The sequence below is a fragment of the Sphingobium sp. HWE2-09 genome, assembly GCF_035989265.1.
GTDB lineage: Bacteria > Pseudomonadota > Alphaproteobacteria > Sphingomonadales > Sphingomonadaceae > Sphingobium.
In genome coordinates, this window is sequence record NZ_JAYKZX010000001.1 from 1,095,437 (window position 1) to 1,113,362 (window position 17,926).

Consider the following 17,926-nt stretch of genomic DNA (forward strand, 5'->3'; position numbering starts at 1 on the left):
GATGACAAGCGGCATGGAGAGAGCGCCGATGAGGATGATCACAATCGCGACAGCGCTGGCGGCACTGGCGCTTCCTGCACCGCTGCTGGCGCAGTCGGCGCCGGTCAAGGTGACGATAGCGGCCGATGGCACTGGTCCGAAAATCGACCGCAATATCTTCGGCCAGTTCGCCGAAAATCTTGGCTCCGGCATTTATGGCGGCGTTTGGGTCGGTGAAAATTCGTCCATCCCCAATGTGCGCGGTATCCGAACCGATGTCGTCACAGCCTTGAAGGCCTTGAAAGTACCTAGCGTCCGTTGGCCCGGGGGCTGTTTCGCCGACGAATATCATTGGCGCGACGGGGTCGGCCCGCGTGCCAAGCGGGCGGTGACCGTCAATGGCAGCTGGGGCAACGCGCTGGAGAAAAATGATTTCGGCACGGACGAGTTTTTCGACTTCATCAACCAGATCGGGTCCGAAGCCTATATCTCCGTCAATATGGGATCGGGCAGCGTCAAGGAGGCGGCCGACTGGTTCGCCTATATGACCGCCGATGCAGGCACCACGGCAGGGGCCGAACGCGCTGCCAATGGTCATCCCGAACCCTATCGCGTCAAATTTTTAGGGATCGGCAATGAAAGCTGGAGCTGCGGCGGCGCCTATAGCGCAACCGCTTATGTCGATGAGATGAAGCGCTATGCCCGGTTCGTGCGCAACCTCAATCTCAAGCAGCAGGGCACGGACAATCCCGCTGGCGGCTCGGTTGCGGGCGCCGATCCGATGCAGCGGATCGCGGTCGGTCCGGGGTCGATGGACACGGCCTACACCGAAGCTGTGATGAAGGCGTGGAAAGCGAAGGACTGGAGCTGGGGCATCGAAGGCCTGTCGATGCATCATTATGCGTGGGTGCAATGGCCCCCGTCCTTTTCGAGCACGGACTTTGGCGAGCGCGAATATGCCGTGCTGATCAAGGATGCGCTGAAGATGGAGGACATGATCCGCGTTCATTCGGCGGTGATGGACCGCTATGACCCGGACAAGAAAGTCCCGCTGGTCATCGACGAATGGGGCGCCTGGCTCGCCAAGCTGCCCGGCAGCCCCGACGGTTCGCTGCATCAGCAAAACTCGATCCGCGATGCCATCATCGCCGCGATCAACCTCAACATGTTCACGCGCCATGCCGACCGGGTGCGCATGACGGCGATCGCTCAGATGGTGAACGTGCTCCAGGCCATGATCCTGACGGACGGGCCGAAAATGGTGCTGACGCCCACCTATCATCTGTTCAAAATGTATGTGCCTTTCCAGAATGCGACGCGATTGCCGATCACTTTCGATGCCGGAATCTACAGCTTCGGCGATATAAGCGTACCGCGCGTCGACGCGATTGCAGCGCGCGGTACGGACGGCAAGCTATGGATCGCGCTTACCAACGTCGATCCCAACACGCCTGCCACGATCGATGCCCAGATTGCTGGCATCCGCGCGCGTGCAGCATCGGGAACCGTGCTGACCGCCGACCGGGTCGACGCCATCAACAGCTACGACAAGCCCGACACCGTTCGGCCACGGCCGATCGCCGCACAGGTGCGCGGCGATCGCATTCAGATAACCTTGCCGCCAAAGTCGGTCACTGTGCTGGCCGTCACCCAATAGCGCATGGGGGCGTGATCGACACGGCCCGGTCACGCCCAGTTTTCAGCATATATGTTTGATATATTGACTCCGGCGTAGGCACAGGCGCAGGCGGTATCGTTCGCCAACATGGTATTGCGCTTATGCGCCGGACATTATCCAGTGCCGCATCCCATCGACAGCGCGGAAATCCGCCGCGCTCCGCACCGGGACATCGGGCAACGCTTCCCGCGCCATATCGGCCAATGCCGACCCTGGCCCCAGTTCCAATATTTGCGTGACGCCCCGTTCGCCCAACGCCACCAGCGTCGCGTCCCAGTCGATGGTGCGGGCGACCTGCGCTGCCAGGGCATCGACCTGTCTGGCCGGATCGCGCACGATCGTCTGGTCGGTGGCGCTCAACATGCGGAGCGACGGTCGGGCCGCAGGCAGCGCGTGAAAGGCGGCCTCGACCGTCGGTACCGCCGCCGCCAGATGCCTGGTGTGCGACGCGACATGCACTGGCAGGGCGCCCGCACTGGTCGCACCCTGCATCATCGCTTCCGCGCACAAGACGGCAAGCGCGTACCGACTGCCGCCGACGATGAACAGCAGGGCCGGGTTGATGATCGCTATATCGGCATCATGCGCGGTGCACAGCCGATCCATATCGGTACGCGATAATCCCCGCACATAGGCCAGCCCGTCCCCGGTTTTGCCCGCTCCATCCATTGCCCGCGCCCGTGCATCGATCAGGCTGAGCGTGTCTTGCACGGACCATATGCCCGCCACGCCCCAGCCGACGGCCTCGCCCACGCTATAACCCGCGACCAGCGTGTCGGACGGCGCACCGTCCCGAAACAGTGCCGCATGAACCGCCAGCGCTTGCATCGCGCAGAGCAATTGGCTGGCGTGATTGGCGTAGATATCCGCATCCGGCGCATCGCGCAGGAACGTGCGGACGTCCTGGCCCAACAGACGCGATCCGGCGTCGAGGATCGGCACGACCGCCGTCTGCCCCTGCAACAGGTCGAGCATATCGCGGCTCTGCCTCCCCTGGCCCGAGCAGAGCAGGGCCAGCGTCATGTCTCCAGCCCATCCACGAACAAAGTCATCGCCAGAAGGTCGGCGCAACCGCCCGGGCTGAGGTTCCGTTCGACAAAGCGCCGATGGATCGTCACGGCCCGGTCCTGCCAGTCGGGACAGGCGATGCCCCCATGCACCAGAAAATCGCGGGCCTGCGCCTGCGCGAAAGCCAAGCCTTCCGCTCCCCCCGGTAAAGGAGGTTGCTGTCTCCGACTTCCGCGATCAGCGCCATGCACAGGTGAACGCGGACGGCTTCTTCGTCGTCCGGCGCAATGGCGCGCGCTTGATGGAGGGCGGGCAGGCCTACCCTATATAGCGATGCCATACCCTCTGCCGCTTCCGGACGCGCGCCGCCTGCCTTGTAACGGCGGGCGACCTGGCTGCCGTGGCTGTGCAGTTCCACCGGGCCGGAGAGAATGGCGCTGCCCCAACGGGCGGCAATGATCGCGCCCAGCGCCATGCCGGTGCCCGTGTAGGCGCGCCATCCGGCGGCGGCGGCGAGCAGCCCCATGCCGAAGATCGCGCCCTTATGCGTATTCACGCCGTCCGTTTCGGCGCGCATGGCGGCTTCGGCCTCTATGCCCAGCACGCGCAAGCGCCCCATGTCGGCCCCGTCCGCACCCGCCTGCGCCAGCGCGACGAACCAGGGTTGCAGGACGTAGGCGCTGCGGCGGAGCATGTCGGCATCCATGTCGCGATGCGCGCCATTGTCCCGGTGGCTGACGAGGCCGGGCTTCGGCCAGGTTTCGACCTCCTGCACCAGCGATCGGGTGGCGAGTCGCCCGATAGCACTGGCGGTCGCTTCGCCATCGAAGGCGGGGGCGATCCGGGCGCGCAGGGTCATGCGAACAACGCCTGCCGCTGAACGAGCGTCGCGCCTTCCATGGATTTGACCACCAGCGTTTGCGCGCCGCTATGCCATTCGCGCCATTGCACGGCGGACCCCGACGGCGCGGTCAATTCCGCGTCGATCGCCATAGGGGCCGTGTCGGCGATGATGGCGAGTTCGCGGGCGACATGATCGGCGGTGGGGGCATCCGCCACATTCAGGATCAGGTCGAGGTCGGACGTGTCCGACAGATAGGGCAAGCCGGTGAGGGAGGCCCAGGCTAGGCTGCCGAAACAGCGGGCCAAAGGATCGAGGATCAGCAGCGCGGCGATGGTGATCTGCCATGCGTCGGGCGCTGCGCTGGCCGCGTCCTGCAAGAGCGGCGGCGGGGCGGGGCGCAGGATCGCCTGGCGTTCGCAGCGCAGGGCGACGCGCCGCTTGCCCATCGAGGGGGGCAGCGGCAGGCCCAGCGGGATCGCGTCGCCGGTGTCGGAACAATCGGGCCGCCGGATAATCGTCGGCCAGCCCTTGTCCGCCCAACCAAGCAGCACAGAATCGCTTTCGCCCGCGATGACGCCATGCCACGCGCCGGGCGTGACATAGGCGAGCATGTGCCGCGTGAACGCCCTATCAGTCATGGGCCAGCGCCTGACAGCGCACCCTGTCGGCAATCTCCGCGGCCTTGGGCCGACCGCCGCGCGCCTGGCCCATAGCGGCCCGGCTTTCGTCGCTGGCAGGTTGCGCCAGCAGGGCAGCGAGTTGAGCGGCCAGAGGCTGGCTCTCATCCCAGACGGCTGCAATGCCGCCGGTCGCGACGATATTGTCGAGGCCCGGCGCGAAGACCGGGGTGGCGCGCGCTTTTTCCTCCAGCACGGACAGCGACAATTTCGTCACCCGCGCCATCGACGGCAGGTCCATGACCTCCGGGTGCGCGCCGGGGAGCGCGACCAGCGTTTCGCACGCCAACGCCGTCGCGATGAACGCGCCCGCCGCCGTGCCGCCATAGAGCAGGCCGATTGTCCGATGTCCGGCCTGTTCGGCGGCGCGCAGCGACTTGGCGAGATGGGCCAGCGTTTCGCTGAGACCCAGCAGTTCGTCGCGCTTGCTCATCCGCTGGCTGCCCGAATCGAGCAGGAACAGGATCGGCGTCCGGTCCTTCTCTGCGGCGAGGGTCAGGATGCGTGCCGAGACGGTCAGCGCTTCGTCCACGCCCGGAAAGGTGCCGCCGGTGATACCGACGACATGGACCGGGCTATCCGCATCGATCCAGCCCCTGCCATGGGGCAGATGGTCGATGTCCGCGACCGCATGGCCGTGCGGGAAGAGGGAGGCGAGGATATCAGCGGGCGTCATCGGCAGTCTCCCGGTGCGCGTCGGCCACCGTCAAAAAGGCCTGTGTCGGCAATTCGGGGATGGCTTGCGCGTCGGATACGCCCAGCGCGGTCCAGATGTCGCGACCGTCGGGGGCGTCGCCAAAGCGCTGCACGCGCGCCTCCAGGCGGCGTTGTTCGGCGGTCAGCACGGGCAGGTCGAGTTGCGTCGCCCTGGCCAGCGCGCCGATCGCGGCGGCGCGGAATTCGGCGGCGTCATCCTCGACAAAAGCGTCCACGCCGCCGATCAGATAGCGATGCTTGCCGCCCATGGTGCGCCAGACGAGCGCCCGGTCGCGGGAATCCAATTCTTCCACGCCACGATTGGTTTCGATCACTTCGGGACCGGATACGCTGAGCCGTCCTTGCTCGGATATGATAAGTGCGGAGCAGCAGCCCGCGATCAGGCTGCCCCCGCCATAGCAGCCTGCCCGGCCGCCGATCAGGCCGACGACCTGCACGCCTGCCAGTCGCGCGTCCTGCACCGCGCGCATGATTTCGGCAATGGCGAGTTCGCCCGCATTGGCCTCCTGCAAGCGCACGCCGCCGGTGTCGAAAGCGATGACGACGTTGCGCTTCAGGGCGATGGCCGCTTGCAACAGGCCGGTCAGTTTCGCGCCATGCACTTCGCCGAATGCGCCGCCCATGAAGCGGCCCTCCTGCGCGGCGACGAGGATCGGCACGCCGTCGAGGCTGGCCGCGCCGACGACGATGCCGTCGTCCAGCTGGCGCGGCAGGTCGAAGATCGGCAGGTGCGGACTCATTTCGCGCGCCTGCGGTCCCAGAAATTCGGTGAAGCTGCCGGAATCGACCAGCGCATCGATGCGGGCGCGGGCGCTGGCTTCGTACCAGCTCAGCCGCTGCTGCGCGGGGTGGGGTTCACTCATGCCTGCGGTTCCTCGATCGTACGGACACCCTGGGCGAGGCGCAGCGACACCGTGTCAGGCCGTGCGCCGCCATCGTTGATGGTGATGCGCAGGCCGCCTGTCGCGACACGTTCGACGAAATCGGCGGTGACGGCGGACCACAGCGCGTCGAAGCCATGGGCTGCGGTTGCGATGTCGATGACGCACCGGTCGGGCGTGTCGGTGCGTTCGAGCAATATTTCCAGATTGCCCGATGCGACGACGCCGACGATCGCGCTGTCCTTCGTACCCGATGCCGCGCGCGGGGCGGGCAGTTCAAAGCGGAGATTTTCCATCGCCGTGGTTCCTTACCAGTTGCGGAAGCGGCTGGGCGGGCGATACAGCCCCCCGGACGCCAGCATGAGATCCTTGATCGAATGGGCGGCGAGCAGGCGGCGATCGGCGTCGAGCGGATCGATGCCCAGATCCTCCGGCCGCTGGATGACGCGGCGTTCGCGCAGCCGCTCCACCATCTTGCGGTCGCGGCCCCGGCCGATTTCGGTATAGCCCGCGACGCCGCGAATGGCATGCTCGCGCTCATCCTTGTCCCGGCACAGCAGCAGGTTGGCGATGCCTTCCTCCGTCACGATATGGCTGACGTCATCGGAATAAACCATGACGGGGGCGAGATCGAGGTCGAGCTTTTCGGCGAGGTCGAGGGCGGAGAGCCGCTCCACGAAGGTCGGCGCATTGCCGTCGCCGAATGTTTCGCCGATCTGCACGACCAGCTTGCGGCCCCGGCGGAGCGGCGCGGGACCGTCCGGATCGGCCTCCGCCCCGGCGCGCAGCCAAGGCTCGCTGGGGTGGCGGCGCCCTCGGGCGTCCGACCCCATATTGGGTGCCCCGCCAAATCCGGCGATGCGGTTGGCGGTGACGGTCGAGCTATGTCCTGCAAGGTCGATCTGTAACGTCGATCCGATGAACATGTCGCAGGCATATAGCCCGGCCGTCTGGCAGAAGGCCCGATTTGAACGGAGCGACCCGTCAGGCCCGGTAAAAAAGATGTCGGAGCGGGCGCGCAGATACTCCTCCATGCCTACTTCCGACCCGAAGCAATGGACCTGCTCCACCCAGCCCGCCTCGATCGCGGGGATCAGCGTGGGGTGGGGGTTGAGCGCCCAATGGGTGCAGACCTTGCCCTTAAGGCCCAGCTTCTCACCATAGGTGGGCAGCAGCAGTTCGATCGCGGCGGTGTTGAAGCCGATGCCATGGTTGAGCCGCCGGATGCCATAGGGCGCATACAGCCCCTTGATCGCCATCATCGCGGTCAGGATCTGCGTTTCGGTGATGGCGGCGGGATCGCGGGTGAAGAGCGGTTCGACATAGAAGGGCTTGGCCGCGTCCACGACGAAATGGACCTGATCGCCGGGGATGTCGACGCGCGGCACCTTGTCCACGATCTCTCCGACCTGCGCGATGACCAGGCCGTTGCCGTAGCTGGTGGCCTCCACGACGGTCGGCGTGTCCTCGGTATTCGGACCGGTGTAGAGATTGCCGTCTCTGTCGGCGCTGACCGCCGCGATCAGAGCGACCTGCGGCGTGAGGTCGATAAAGTAGCGGGCGAAGAGTTCCAGATAGGTGTGCACCGCGCCCAGTTCGATCTGGCCGCCGAACAGCATCTTGGCGATCCGCGCCGATTGCGGGCCGGAATAGGAAAAATCCAGGCGCTTGGCGATGCCGGTTTCGAACAGGTCGAGATGTTCGGGCAGCACGACGCCCGACTGGACCATGTGCAGGTCATGCAACCGGGCGGGGTCCGCGGCGGCCAGCGCCTTCGCCAGCACATCGGCCTGTTTCTGGTTGTCACCTTCCAGGCAGACTCGGTCGCCCGGTTTAATGACGGCCTCCAGAAAGGCGGTCAGCCTGTCCTTGTCCACCAGCTTGCCGGTGGACAAGTGCTGGCCCGCGTTGATCCGGTCTTCGCGGCCGCGCCGCTTGCTATTCCAGTCTCGCATATCCCGTCCTGTATCCAGGAGCGACATTTTCGCTCGCTTATGTATTCGCTATTGAGATTAATGCCATGATGTGCATACTCATGTCAACGCCGACGTCAGAACGGCATACCGGAAAGGATGAATGATATGACTGTGTATGCGATCAGCGCGCCCGCAACCAGATGCGGAGAGCGGCCATGACGATCTCCGGCGTAGCATTGCTCGCGATTTGCACACTGCTTGGCGTAGGGCTGGGTGACATGCTCGGCGTAGCGTTGGGCGTGAAGGCCAATGTCGGCGGCGTCGGCATTGCCATGATCCTGCTGATCGGCGCGCGACTCTGGCTCGACCGGCGCGGCCTGGCCAGCCCGGGCCTGAAGCTGGGCGTCGAATTCTGGGGCGCGCTCTATATCCCGATCGTGGTCGCGATGGCGGCGCAGCAGAATGTGGTGGCCGCTGTCGAAGGCGGGCCGGTGGTGGTGATCGCCGGGATCGGCGCGGTGCTGCTGTGCTTTGCGACCGTCGCGCTGATCAGCCGTTTGGGCGGCCCCGTAGAAACGATGGACGAGATCGAGGCGCGCAGCCTGATCGCCCAGGAATCCGCCGCCATCGCCGCCGATAACCGGGCCTGAGGAGACAGAGCATGACCATGATCAACCATGTTCTGGCAGCCAATGGCCTGCTGACCGCCTTTGCGGTCGTCGGCATCGCGATGTGGCTGTCGCACGCCCTGTCCAAATATCTGACGCTGGGCCGGGTCCACGGGTCGGCGATCGCCATCCTGCTGGGGCTGGCCGCTGCATTTTTTGCCGGGCTGTGGACCGGCGGGGAGAAGGGCGTGGCGGACATTCCCATGCTGGCGGGCATCGGCCTGATGGGCGGGGCGATGCTGCGCGACTTCGCGATCACCGCCACCGCGTTCGAAGTCGATGTGGTGCAGGCGAAGAAGGCCGGGCTGATCGGCGTCGTGGCGCTGGGGCTAGGCACGGTGCTGCCCTTCATCCTGGGTGCGTTGGTGGCGGCGGCGTTCGGCTATACCGACTCGGTGTCGCTGACGACGATCGGCGCGGGCGCGATCACTTATATCGTGGGACCGGTGACGGGCGCGGCGCTGGGCGCCGACTCGGCGGTGATCGCGCTGTCGATCGCGACCGGGGTGCTCAAGGCCGTGTGCGTGATGGTCGGCACGCCCTTCGTCGCCAAATGGATCGGCCTCAACAATCCGCGCTCCGCCATGGTGTTCGGCGGATTGATGGGGACGGTCAGCGGCGTGTCAGGCGGGCTGGCGGCGACGGATCGTCGGCTGGTGCCCTATGGCGCGCTGACTGCGACCTTCCATACCGGCCTTGGTTGTCTGGTCGCGCCGTCGCTCCTTTATCTGGCGGTCCACGCCATCAACGGGTGATCGAAGATGACTGACCTTGTCCCTGCTGACGATGACGATCGGGCGCTGCTGTCCGACAAGATCCGCAATGCGCTGACCGACGAGATTGCGCATGGCGCGCTGCCCGCCGGCACGCAGCTGGACGAGCAGCAGCTGGCCGACCGGTTCGGCGCGTCGCGCACGCCGGTGCGCGAAGCGCTGCGGCAACTGGCGGTGAGCGGATTGGTTGAGATGCGCCCCCGGCGCGGGTCGTGGTGACCCGCATGACGCCAGAGCGGATCATGGACATGTTTGAGGCGATGGCGGAGATCGAGGCGATGTGCGTCCGGCTGGCCGCGCATCGCATGACCCCGTTGGAGCGCAGCCATTTGCTGCGCCTGCATCATCAGTCCGAACGGCTGGTGCTGGCAGGCGATGTCGATGGCTATGACGCGTTCAACCGGGAGTTTCATGAGACGCTGTATAACGCCACGCATAACAGCTTTCTGGCGGAACAGGCGATCGCCACGCGCACGCGGCTCAACGCCTTTCGCCGCACGCAATTGCGGCAGGGCAATCGCATCCAGCATTCGCGCGACGAACATGACGGCGTGATGGCGGCGATTGCAGAGGGCGATGGCGAACTGGCGGCGCGACGGATGCGTGCGCACATGCTGAACGCCGCAAGTGCCCTCGACCAATATATCGCCGACCATGGCGGGAGCGGGCAATAAGCCGCCCCGTTCCTCAATCGGACAAGAAGGAGAGAATGATGCAGCAATCCCATGATCTGAACGATCGCGACCGGGCCTATGCGCGCTCGCTGGCCGAACCGGACGCCTTCTGGCTCCAGCAGGCCGAACGGCTCGACTGGATGACCGCGCCGGGCATGGCTGGCAACTGGTCCTTTGGCGAAGAGGATTTCCGCATCCGCTGGTTCGAGGATGGCGTGCTCAACGTATCGGCCAACTGCATCGACCGGCATCTGGCCGATCGCGCCGATCAGGTCGCGATCCTGTGGGAGCCGGACGATCCATCCGACGCGCCGCGCCGCTTCACCTATGCGCAAGTTCATGCAGAGGTGTGTCGCTTCGCCAATGTGCTCAAAAGGCTGGGCGCGAAGAAGGGCGACCGGATCACCATCTATATGCCGATGATCCCGGAGGCGGCCTTCGCGCTGCTGGCCTGCGCGCGGATCGGGGCGGTGCATAGCGTGGTGTTCGGCGGCTTTTCGCCCGAGGCGCTGGCCGGACGGATCGAGGATTGCGGCAGCCACATCGTCGTGACGGCGGATGAGGGGCGGCGCGGCGGCAAGCGCGTGCCGCTCAAAGCCTGCGTCGATGAAGCCGCCGACCTGTGCGGCCTGATCGAAAAGATATTGGTGGTCGAGGCGACCGGCACGGACGTAGCGATGCGCGAAGGGCGCGACCATTTTTATGCGCCGCTCGCCGCCGAAGTATCGGTCGATTGCGCGCCAGAACCGATGGCGGCGGAAGATCCGCTGTTCATCCTCTATACGTCGGGTTCGACCGGTAAGCCCAAGGGCGTGGTGCATACGACCGGCGGCTATCTGCTGTGGGCGGCGATGACCCATGCGACGGTGTTCGATTATCGTGCGCCCGAAGTCTATTGGTGCACCGCCGACATCGGCTGGATCACCGGGCATAGCTATATCGTCTATGGCCCGCTGGCCAATGGCGGCACGACGTTGATGTATGAAGGCGTGCCCAACTGGCCGACGCCCAGCCGCATGTGGGAAGTGGTGGACCGGCATCAGGTCGCGACCATCTACACCGCGCCCACGGCGCTGCGCGCGCTGATGAAGGAGGGCGACGATTTCGTGCGATCGACCAGCCGCGCCTCGCTGCGCTTGCTGGGCACGGTGGGCGAGCCGATCAATCCCGAAGCATGGCGCTGGTATCATGAGGTGGTGGGCGACAAGCGCTGCCCGGTGATCGATACATGGTGGCAGACGGAAACGGGCGGCCATATGATCACGCCGCTGCCCGACACGAAGCTGAAACCCGGATCGGCGACGCTGCCATTCTTCGGCGTAGACCTGGCGCTGCTGGATCATGAGGGCACGCCGCTGGAAGGCGCGGCGGAGGGCAATCTGGTCATCCGGCAAAGCTGGCCGGGGCAGATGCGCGGCGTGTGGGGCGACGACAAGCGCTTCTTCGAAGCCTATTTCAGCGCCTTTCCCGGGGTTTATACGACCGGCGACGGCGCGCGGCGGGACGAGGATGGCTATTATTGGATCACCGGGCGCGTCGATGACGTGATCAACGTGTCGGGCCATCGCATGGGCACCGCCGAAGTGGAATCGGCGCTGGTGCTGCATGATGTCGTCGCCGAAGCCGCGGTGGTCGGCTTCCCCCATGACGTGAAAGGGCAGGGCATTTACGCCTATGTGACGTTGAACGCGGGCGTCGAGGCGGACGAGGATTTGCGCCGCGCGTTGCGCGACTGGGTCAGGCGGGAAATCGGGCCGATCGCGACGCCCGACGCCATCCAGTTCGCGCCGGGCCTGCCCAAGACCCGGTCGGGCAAGATCATGCGCCGTATCCTGCGCAAGATCGCGGAGAACGACACCGGGGCGCTGGGCGACGTATCGACCCTGGCGGACCCGGCGGTGGTGGACGATCTGGTGGAAAACCGGGTGCGGTTCGAGGCGCCAGCGGCCTGACAGCCGTCACTTAACCACAGAGGAAAGAGGCGCCCGGTCAACGAGCCGGGCGTCGGGGAGAGAGATATGCCTGTTGGAAGGTGTGCGACCGCCATGGCGGCGCTCTATGGATGTATGGCGGTGCAGGCGGCGGCGACCGCCACGCCTGCGCTGGAGGACATCGTCCGGCAGCAGGCGGAGGAGATCCGGCTGCTGCGCGCGCGACTCGATGCGTTGGAGGCGCGCAGTGCGCCCGTTGCGCAGGCGAGCAGTGCGCCGCCCGCGACCATCGTCATCCCGCCCCGCAGCGCGTCGGTCGCGGTCGATCCTTTTCCCAATATCGTGATGCCCGGCCCGGCGGACCTGTCGTTGGCGCAGGCGAAGGCCGCCAATCCGGCGGGTCTGACCACCGACTGGAACAGCGGCGCGCCGCTGCTGCGATCGGCGGACGGGCGCTTCACCTTCAAGCCGCGCGGGCGCATCCTGATCGACGCCAGTTCGACCATGGGGTCGCGCTATACCGATCGCAACATGACGACGACGGGTGGCCGGGCCTTGCGCATGGGGATGGAGGGCGGCGCTGGCCCGCACCTCTTCTACCAGTTCGAGGTAGACTATGCGAATAATGGCGTCGATCTCGTCACCGCCTTCGTCGGCTGGCGCAACCGGATCGCGGGCACGGCACTGGAATATGACATCCGGGTCGGCCATCTGTTCAACGATCGCAGTTTCGAAGGCGGCACACGGTCGGATATGACGCCATTCCTGGATCGCAACACGGTGGCGACATCGATCATCCCGCAGCGCGCCTTTTATGGCGTGGGCATCCAGCCGCGCCTGTTCGGTCCCAACTGGCACATGTCCTTCACGCTGACGGGCGACCGGGTGGACGGGACGCAGGCCGCCAGCGACAGCCGCACGATCATCGTGCGCGGCCATTGGAACCCGCTCAAGACCAACCGTTCGCTGATCCACTTGGGCGCATGGGCGTTCGACGAGCATCTGTCCGGCACGGCGGGCCTGTTGACGCGCAATGCGGCGATCGGCGGACGGTTCAACGATGCGCTGCGCATCTCCACCGGTACGCTGACCGGCGGAACCGGCGATACCGGCTACGGGCTGGAACTGGGCGGATATGCAGGACCATTATGGCTGATGGGCGAATGGGGCCAGCGAGAGGCAAGGACGCGGCAGGGCGAGACGTTCGACACGCGCGCCATGAGCCTTTCGGGCGGATGGTTCCTGACCGGCGAACTACCCCCCTATAATCCGCGCACCGGCAATCTGGCGCAGCCCAAGGTGCGCCATTCGATACTGGACGGCGGCACCGGCGCGATCGAACTGGTGGCCCGCTATGAGCAATTGTCCTTCGACGGGCTGCCCACCGGGGGCAGCGGATGGGCCGCGACGCTGGGCAGCAACTGGTATCTCACCAATCTGGTGCGGTTGATGGTCAACGTCATCCATTGGGAGACAGACAACCGGTCCGGCGCATTCACCGGCAAGGATGACGGGCAGACCGCAACCGCGCGCGTATCCGTGTCCTTCTAGCGAATGGCGCGGGGCACGGACTAGCTGCTAAGTGATCGCCAATACGCTGCTCATGATGATGCGCACCAGTTCGGCCTGGCCCCGCGCGCCCATTTTGGCGTAGATTTTCTTGGAATAATTGCGCGCCGTTTCCACCGTCAGGCCCAGATTGGCGGCCGCCTGCGTGATTGGAATGGCCTGCGCCATTTCCCAGGCGAGCCGGGCTTCGCTGGGGAGCAGGCCGAACAGCTCCACCAATTGTTCGCATCGGTCGGCTTGGGACGATCGATCGCCGCTCAGATACACGATCGCGACGGGGTTATCCCCCGCCGCGACCGATGCCCCCCGGAACGGCGCGATCAGCATGTCGATCCACGGATCCCGGCTCAGGTTGATCGCGCGCGGCCGTGCCTCGATATTCTCGCCAAAGGCTTTGACCAGCATCGTCAGTTCGCGATCCAGCCTGGGCGAGGTGGGCGTAAGGCGGTCATAGCGTCCCCGCCGCAACACGCTGCTGCGCTGGAACAGATGATCGACATGGGCCGTCATGTCCAGGATACGACAATGGCCGTCCAGCGTCAGCCAACCGAAATTCAACCGGCCAAAGGCCTCGGACGTCAACGTCGACCGCAATCTTTCCCGTTCCAACGCGACGAAGCTGCGCAGCGCTGTCCTCAGATGCGGCACCAGCGCGATCAATATCGCCGTGGTCGATGACGTCATATGGTCCCCGGCGCAGCTGAGCCAGGCATCGACGCCGCTCGGCTCAGTCACCCGCACCGCGCGAATATCCTCAACACCCAGGCCTTGCAGAAAGTCGCTGCGATAGGATTGCAGCATGGCGTCGTCCGCCGGTATCAGGTCATCCAGCGGATAGACGCGGCCTTCGCGCATCGTTCGATAAGGCAAGGGATCGCGCGTGAACTTTTCCGCAAACAGCCGATCGAGATGCGGCGGCATTTGCGGGCCGGCATATAATTCCACGATGCGGTTTTCGTCGATCGGCCGGAAAGCCAGACTGGTATAGCGTGTCTGCGTCCGGTTTCTCAACCGTTCCAGAAATTCGTGCCAGAGCGGCTGGTGGAACATCCCTTCGTGCAGGCTCGCCAACAGGCCGGAATCATCCAATCGCATCGGTACGTCATATATCTTCCCATTTGGGAGGTCCATCCATAGCGGCCGGCCCACGCCAAAACCGGCGATGCGTATCCTCTGGGTAGAACGCGACCGCCAAATGGTCGGCGGCCTATCTCATGACGCCAGACTTCAGTTGGCCGACACTGTCCGCCGCCTGAACGATGCTGGGTCGGCCTGCGCCCACCATCGTGCCAGTCGGGCGTCGCGCGCGCCCTCCAGCAACTCGCCCGGTTCCACGAACGGGTAGAGTTCGTCCATCGATCGCATCTCCACGGCGCTGATCCGCTGGCGCAGCCCATCGGGCGTAAACTCGTCCGGCGAATTGAGGCCGCACGCCACGACGATGTCGTGCAGCGCAGACAGCGTCGCCCGCTGGAACCGGGCGACCCTTTCGGCCTTGTCCGGGATCACCAGCCCCCGTTGCCGCGCGGGCGATTGCGTCGCGACCCCGGTCGGGCAGGTATCGGTGTGACACCGCATCGATTGGACGCAACCCAGCGAAAACATGAACACGCGGGCGGCGTTGCACCAGTCCGCACCCAACGCCGCGTTCATTGCGATGCCAGCGCCCGACGTGACCTTGCCCGACGCCACCAGCCGGACCTTGTCCTTAAGGTTGGTGCCCACCAGCGCGTTGCGGGCCAGCATCAATCCTTCGCGCAGCGGCATGCCAACCCGGTCGGACAATTCGGTCGGCGCCGCGCCCGTGCCGCCTTCCGCCCCGTCGATCACGATGAAGTCGATCAATATGCCGGTTTCGACCATCGCCTTCACCACGGCGAACAATTCATGGGGATAGCCGACGCACAGCTTGATGCCGACCGGCTTGCCGCCGGACAGGTCACGCATTTTCGCAGCAAATTCGACCAGTTCGATCGGCGTGGAAAAGGCGCTGTGCCCCGGCGGCGACAGGCAATCCTCGCCCATCGGCACATCGCGGGTGCTGGCGATTTCCGCGGTGACCTTAGCGCCGGGGAGCAGGCCGCCATGACCGGGCTTTGCGCCCTGGCTCAGCTTGATCTCGGTCATCTTGACCGCATCATGGGCTGCCCGATCGGCGAAATGCTGCGGATCGAAACCGCCCCGGCTGTCCCTGCAGCCGAAATAGCCCGACCCGATTTCCCAGACGATGTCGCCGCCATGTTTGAGGTGATAGGGCGACAATCCGCCTTCGCCGGTATCATGATAGAAATTGCCCATCTTGGCGCCCAGGTTCAGCGCCTCGATCGCATTGGCGCCCAAAGCGCCGAAACTCATCGCCGAAATATTGAGCCGCGCCGCCTGATAGGGGCGGCTGCACTGGTCTGTGCCGACATGCACGCGCGTTTCCTTGGGCGCATCGCGCGACGGGGCGATGGAATGGGCCAGCCATTCATATTCGTCCGAATAGACATCCAGTTCGGTGCCGAACGGATGAGCATCCACCTCCCCCTTGGCGCGGGCATAGACGAGCGCGCGCTCGTCATGGCTGTAAGGACGCCCATCCAGGTCGCTTTCCACGATATAGGCGCGCAGAAAAGGGCGCAGCCATTCGAACAGCCAGCGAAATCGTGCGGATGCCGGATAGTTGCGGCGCAGCGAATGATGCGGCTGGAGCAGGTCCACCAGTGACAAGGCCAGCAGCGGCGCGAACAGCAGCAGCCACCACAAAGCGCGGGGATGTCGCCATCCGATGACAAGGGCGGCCAGCGTGCCGATCAATCCCGCCAGCAGCAGCAGGTTGCGGGAAATAGCATGGTCGCGGGTCAGGGTGGCGACCAGGGGCGACCGTTCGGTCATGACAGCAAGTTCCGGATGATCCCCACCACATCGCGCCCGCGCCCGTGCAGCACGGCCTTGGCCGAATAAAGCGCCATGCCGGCAACCTGGCCTGCCTCGACCTTGGGCGGCATGACCAGTTCATATCGATCCGTCACCACGTCCAGCAAAGCCGGGCCGGGTGTCGCCAGCCAGTCGCGCACCGCACTTTCCAATTGCTCGGCCTTCTCGACACGGCGGCCCCATAAACCCATCGCCTCGGCAACGCGGGCGAAGTCGGGATTGACCAGTTCGGTATAGGCTTCCAGCAGCCCTTCGACCTTCTGTTCGATTTCCACGAAGTCGAGCGCGCCATTGTTGAACACTGCCACCTTGATCGGCAGCTTTTCCTGCACCGCCGTCAACAGGTCGCCCAGCAGCATGGCGATGCCGCCATCGCCCGACAGCGATATCACCGTCCGATCGGGGAAAGCCGCCTTCGCCCCCAGCGCCTGCGGCATGGCATTGGCCATGGTGCCATGGCTCAGGCTGATCACGGTGCGGTTCTGCCCGGTGGCGGCGACATGGCGCAGGCACCAGACCATCGGCGATCCGCCATCGGCGGTATAGATGGCGTTGGCAGGCGCCAGACGGGAAATCACTTCGGTCAGATATTGGGGATGAATCGCGCCGCCCTTGCCGACGGTCGCATGTTTGCCCTCATCCTCCACCGTTTTGGCGCGATGGGTCAGGCATTCATCCAGAAAGTGACGGTCGCTGCGGGGCGCGATCCGCGGCATCAGCGCGTCGATCGTCGCCGCGATATCGCCCACGACACCCATATCCACCGGATGCCGCCGACCCAAATGGGTGCCGTCGATATCGACCTGAATGATGGTCGCCTTTTCAGGATAATATTGCCGCCAGGCGAAATCGCAGCCCAGCAACAACAATGTGTCGCAGGACATGAGCGCATGATAGCCAGCTTCACCGCCGAAAATGCCGGTCATGCCGACATTGAAGGCATTGTCATGCTCCAGAAAATCCTTGGCGCGCGACGTATGCGCGATCGGCGCCTGCAACGCATTGGCGAGCGCCACGACTTGATCATGCGCCTTTTCACAACCCGATCCGCCATAGATGGCGATCTTCTTGCCTTCGCCCAGATACGCGGCGATACGGTCCAGTTCCGCATCGGACGGACGTATCACTGGCTGGGCGACATGCACCGCAAAGGCCGGTTCGTCGGGCGCCTTGGCGCTCGACACATCGGCTGGCACGATCAGCACGGCCACGCCCTTTCTCGCCAGCGCCGCCTGCGCCGCCATCGCGGTCTTGCGTCGCGCCTGTTCGGGGGTCCGGATTTCCTCGCAAAACACGCTGCAGGACTGATAGATCGGCTTGAAATCGACCTCTTGCGGAAAATCGAACCCGAGTTCGTCGCGGACGATCTGGCTGGCGATCAGCACCACAGGCGCACGGTTGCGGTGGGATTCGAACAGACCGTTGATGAAGTGCAGGCTGCCCGGTCCGCATGACCCGGCGCACAAGGCCAGTTCTCCGGTCAACAGCGCGTCAGCGCCCGCCGCAAAACCACCCGCCTCCTCATGGCGCACATGGACCCAGCGAATATCGCTCTGTCGGATCGCATCAGTTATATGATTGAGCGTGTCGCCCGGCACGCCGTAGCAGCGGCTGGCACCCGCCGCGGCCAGCGTTTCAACGATTATCTCGGCCACCGTGCTCATCCACATATCCCCAATTGCATCGCAAGAC

General features: G+C 65.0%; 16 protein-coding genes and 1 pseudogene. 7 read left to right on the forward strand and 10 right to left on the reverse strand.

Annotation, left to right across the window (positions count from 1 at the left end; translation table 11 throughout):
- The first annotated feature begins 28 nt into the window (after positions 1–28).
- Positions 29–1,636 (forward strand): alpha-N-arabinofuranosidase, encoded by a 1,608-nt coding sequence (locus U5A89_RS05040; RefSeq protein WP_338160067.1) that lies wholly within the window; start codon positions 29–31, stop codon positions 1,634–1,636.
- A 120-nt stretch (positions 1,637–1,756) separates the two neighbouring features.
- On the opposite strand, the gene U5A89_RS05045 is transcribed toward U5A89_RS05040, so the two are convergent.
- The 7 genes and pseudogenes from U5A89_RS05045 to mdcA form a co-directional block, all read right to left on the reverse strand.
- On the reverse strand, positions 1,757–2,680 hold the full coding sequence (locus tag U5A89_RS05045; RefSeq protein ID WP_338160068.1) for an ACP S-malonyltransferase: 924 nt from the start codon (positions 2,678–2,680) through the stop codon (positions 1,757–1,759).
- A pseudogene (mdcB, locus tag U5A89_RS05055) lies at positions 2,677–3,524 on the reverse strand (triphosphoribosyl-dephospho-CoA synthase MdcB). Before mdcB ends, U5A89_RS05045 begins: the two are co-directional and overlap by 4 nt.
- Positions 3,521–4,147 (reverse strand): malonate decarboxylase holo-[acyl-carrier-protein] synthase, encoded by a 627-nt coding sequence (gene mdcG / locus U5A89_RS05060; protein WP_338160071.1) that lies wholly within the window; start codon positions 4,145–4,147, stop codon positions 3,521–3,523. The pseudogene mdcB and the gene mdcG overlap by 4 nt, the downstream one beginning before the upstream one ends.
- Entirely contained in the window at positions 4,140–4,862 is a 723-nt protein-coding gene (locus U5A89_RS05065) for a biotin-independent malonate decarboxylase subunit gamma (protein ID WP_338160072.1), read from the reverse strand. Before U5A89_RS05065 ends, mdcG begins: the two co-directional genes overlap by 8 nt.
- A complete protein-coding gene (locus tag U5A89_RS05070; RefSeq protein ID WP_338160073.1) occupies positions 4,849–5,766 on the reverse strand; it encodes a biotin-independent malonate decarboxylase subunit beta in 918 nt (305 codons plus the stop codon). The genes U5A89_RS05065 and U5A89_RS05070 overlap by 14 nt, the downstream gene beginning before the upstream one ends.
- Positions 5,763–6,080, reverse strand: coding sequence for a malonate decarboxylase acyl carrier protein (gene mdcC, locus U5A89_RS05075; RefSeq protein WP_338160074.1), 318 nt, complete (start codon positions 6,078–6,080; stop codon positions 5,763–5,765). Before mdcC ends, U5A89_RS05070 begins: the two co-directional genes overlap by 4 nt.
- Positions 6,081–6,092: 12 nt before the next feature.
- On the reverse strand, positions 6,093–7,739 hold the full coding sequence (gene mdcA, locus U5A89_RS05080; RefSeq protein WP_338160075.1) for a malonate decarboxylase subunit alpha: 1,647 nt from the start codon (positions 7,737–7,739) through the stop codon (positions 6,093–6,095).
- 176 nt (positions 7,740–7,915) lie between these two features.
- Between mdcA and madL the strand changes: the two genes are divergently transcribed.
- From madL to U5A89_RS05110, 6 genes are all read left to right on the forward strand, one after another.
- The gene (gene madL / locus U5A89_RS05085) at positions 7,916–8,350 is read left to right on the forward strand and encodes a malonate transporter subunit MadL (RefSeq protein WP_338160076.1); all 435 of its coding nucleotides are present in this window, start codon (positions 7,916–7,918) and stop codon (positions 8,348–8,350) included.
- Positions 8,351–8,361: 11 nt separating this feature from the next.
- Positions 8,362–9,123 carry a malonate transporter subunit MadM gene (madM, locus tag U5A89_RS05090; protein WP_338160077.1) on the forward strand — a complete coding sequence of 254 codons (762 nt, stop codon included), beginning with the start codon at positions 8,362–8,364 and terminating at the stop codon, positions 9,121–9,123.
- Between the two features lie 6 nt (positions 9,124–9,129).
- Positions 9,130–9,360 (forward strand): GntR family transcriptional regulator, encoded by a 231-nt coding sequence (locus tag U5A89_RS05095; RefSeq protein WP_338160078.1) that lies wholly within the window; start codon positions 9,130–9,132, stop codon positions 9,358–9,360.
- Between the two features lie 5 nt (positions 9,361–9,365).
- Positions 9,366–9,815 (forward strand): GntR family transcriptional regulator, encoded by a 450-nt coding sequence (locus U5A89_RS05100; RefSeq protein ID WP_338160170.1) that lies wholly within the window; start codon positions 9,366–9,368, stop codon positions 9,813–9,815.
- A gap of 38 nt (positions 9,816–9,853) precedes the next feature.
- Positions 9,854–11,767 (forward strand): acetate--CoA ligase, encoded by a 1,914-nt coding sequence (gene acs / locus U5A89_RS05105; RefSeq protein WP_338160079.1) that lies wholly within the window; start codon positions 9,854–9,856, stop codon positions 11,765–11,767.
- A 93-nt stretch (positions 11,768–11,860) separates the two neighbouring features.
- Positions 11,861–13,297 (forward strand): OprO/OprP family phosphate-selective porin, encoded by a 1,437-nt coding sequence (locus U5A89_RS05110; protein WP_338160080.1) that lies wholly within the window; start codon positions 11,861–11,863, stop codon positions 13,295–13,297.
- Positions 13,298–13,324: 27 nt separating this feature from the next.
- Here the strand turns inward: U5A89_RS05110 and U5A89_RS05115 are convergent, their stop codons facing one another.
- The 3 genes from U5A89_RS05115 to U5A89_RS05125 all read right to left on the reverse strand — a co-directional run bounded on the left by U5A89_RS05115 (position 13,325) and on the right by U5A89_RS05125 (position 17,898).
- On the reverse strand, positions 13,325–14,410 hold the full coding sequence (locus U5A89_RS05115; RefSeq protein WP_338160081.1) for a helix-turn-helix transcriptional regulator: 1,086 nt from the start codon (positions 14,408–14,410) through the stop codon (positions 13,325–13,327).
- A gap of 132 nt (positions 14,411–14,542) precedes the next feature.
- On the reverse strand, positions 14,543–16,192 hold the full coding sequence (locus U5A89_RS05120) for an FMN-binding glutamate synthase family protein (protein WP_338160082.1): 1,650 nt from the start codon (positions 16,190–16,192) through the stop codon (positions 14,543–14,545).
- Positions 16,189–17,898, reverse strand: coding sequence for a thiamine pyrophosphate-dependent enzyme (locus U5A89_RS05125; protein ID WP_338160083.1), 1,710 nt, complete (start codon positions 17,896–17,898; stop codon positions 16,189–16,191). Before U5A89_RS05125 ends, U5A89_RS05120 begins: the two co-directional genes overlap by 4 nt.
- Positions 17,899–17,926 lie beyond the last annotated feature (28 nt).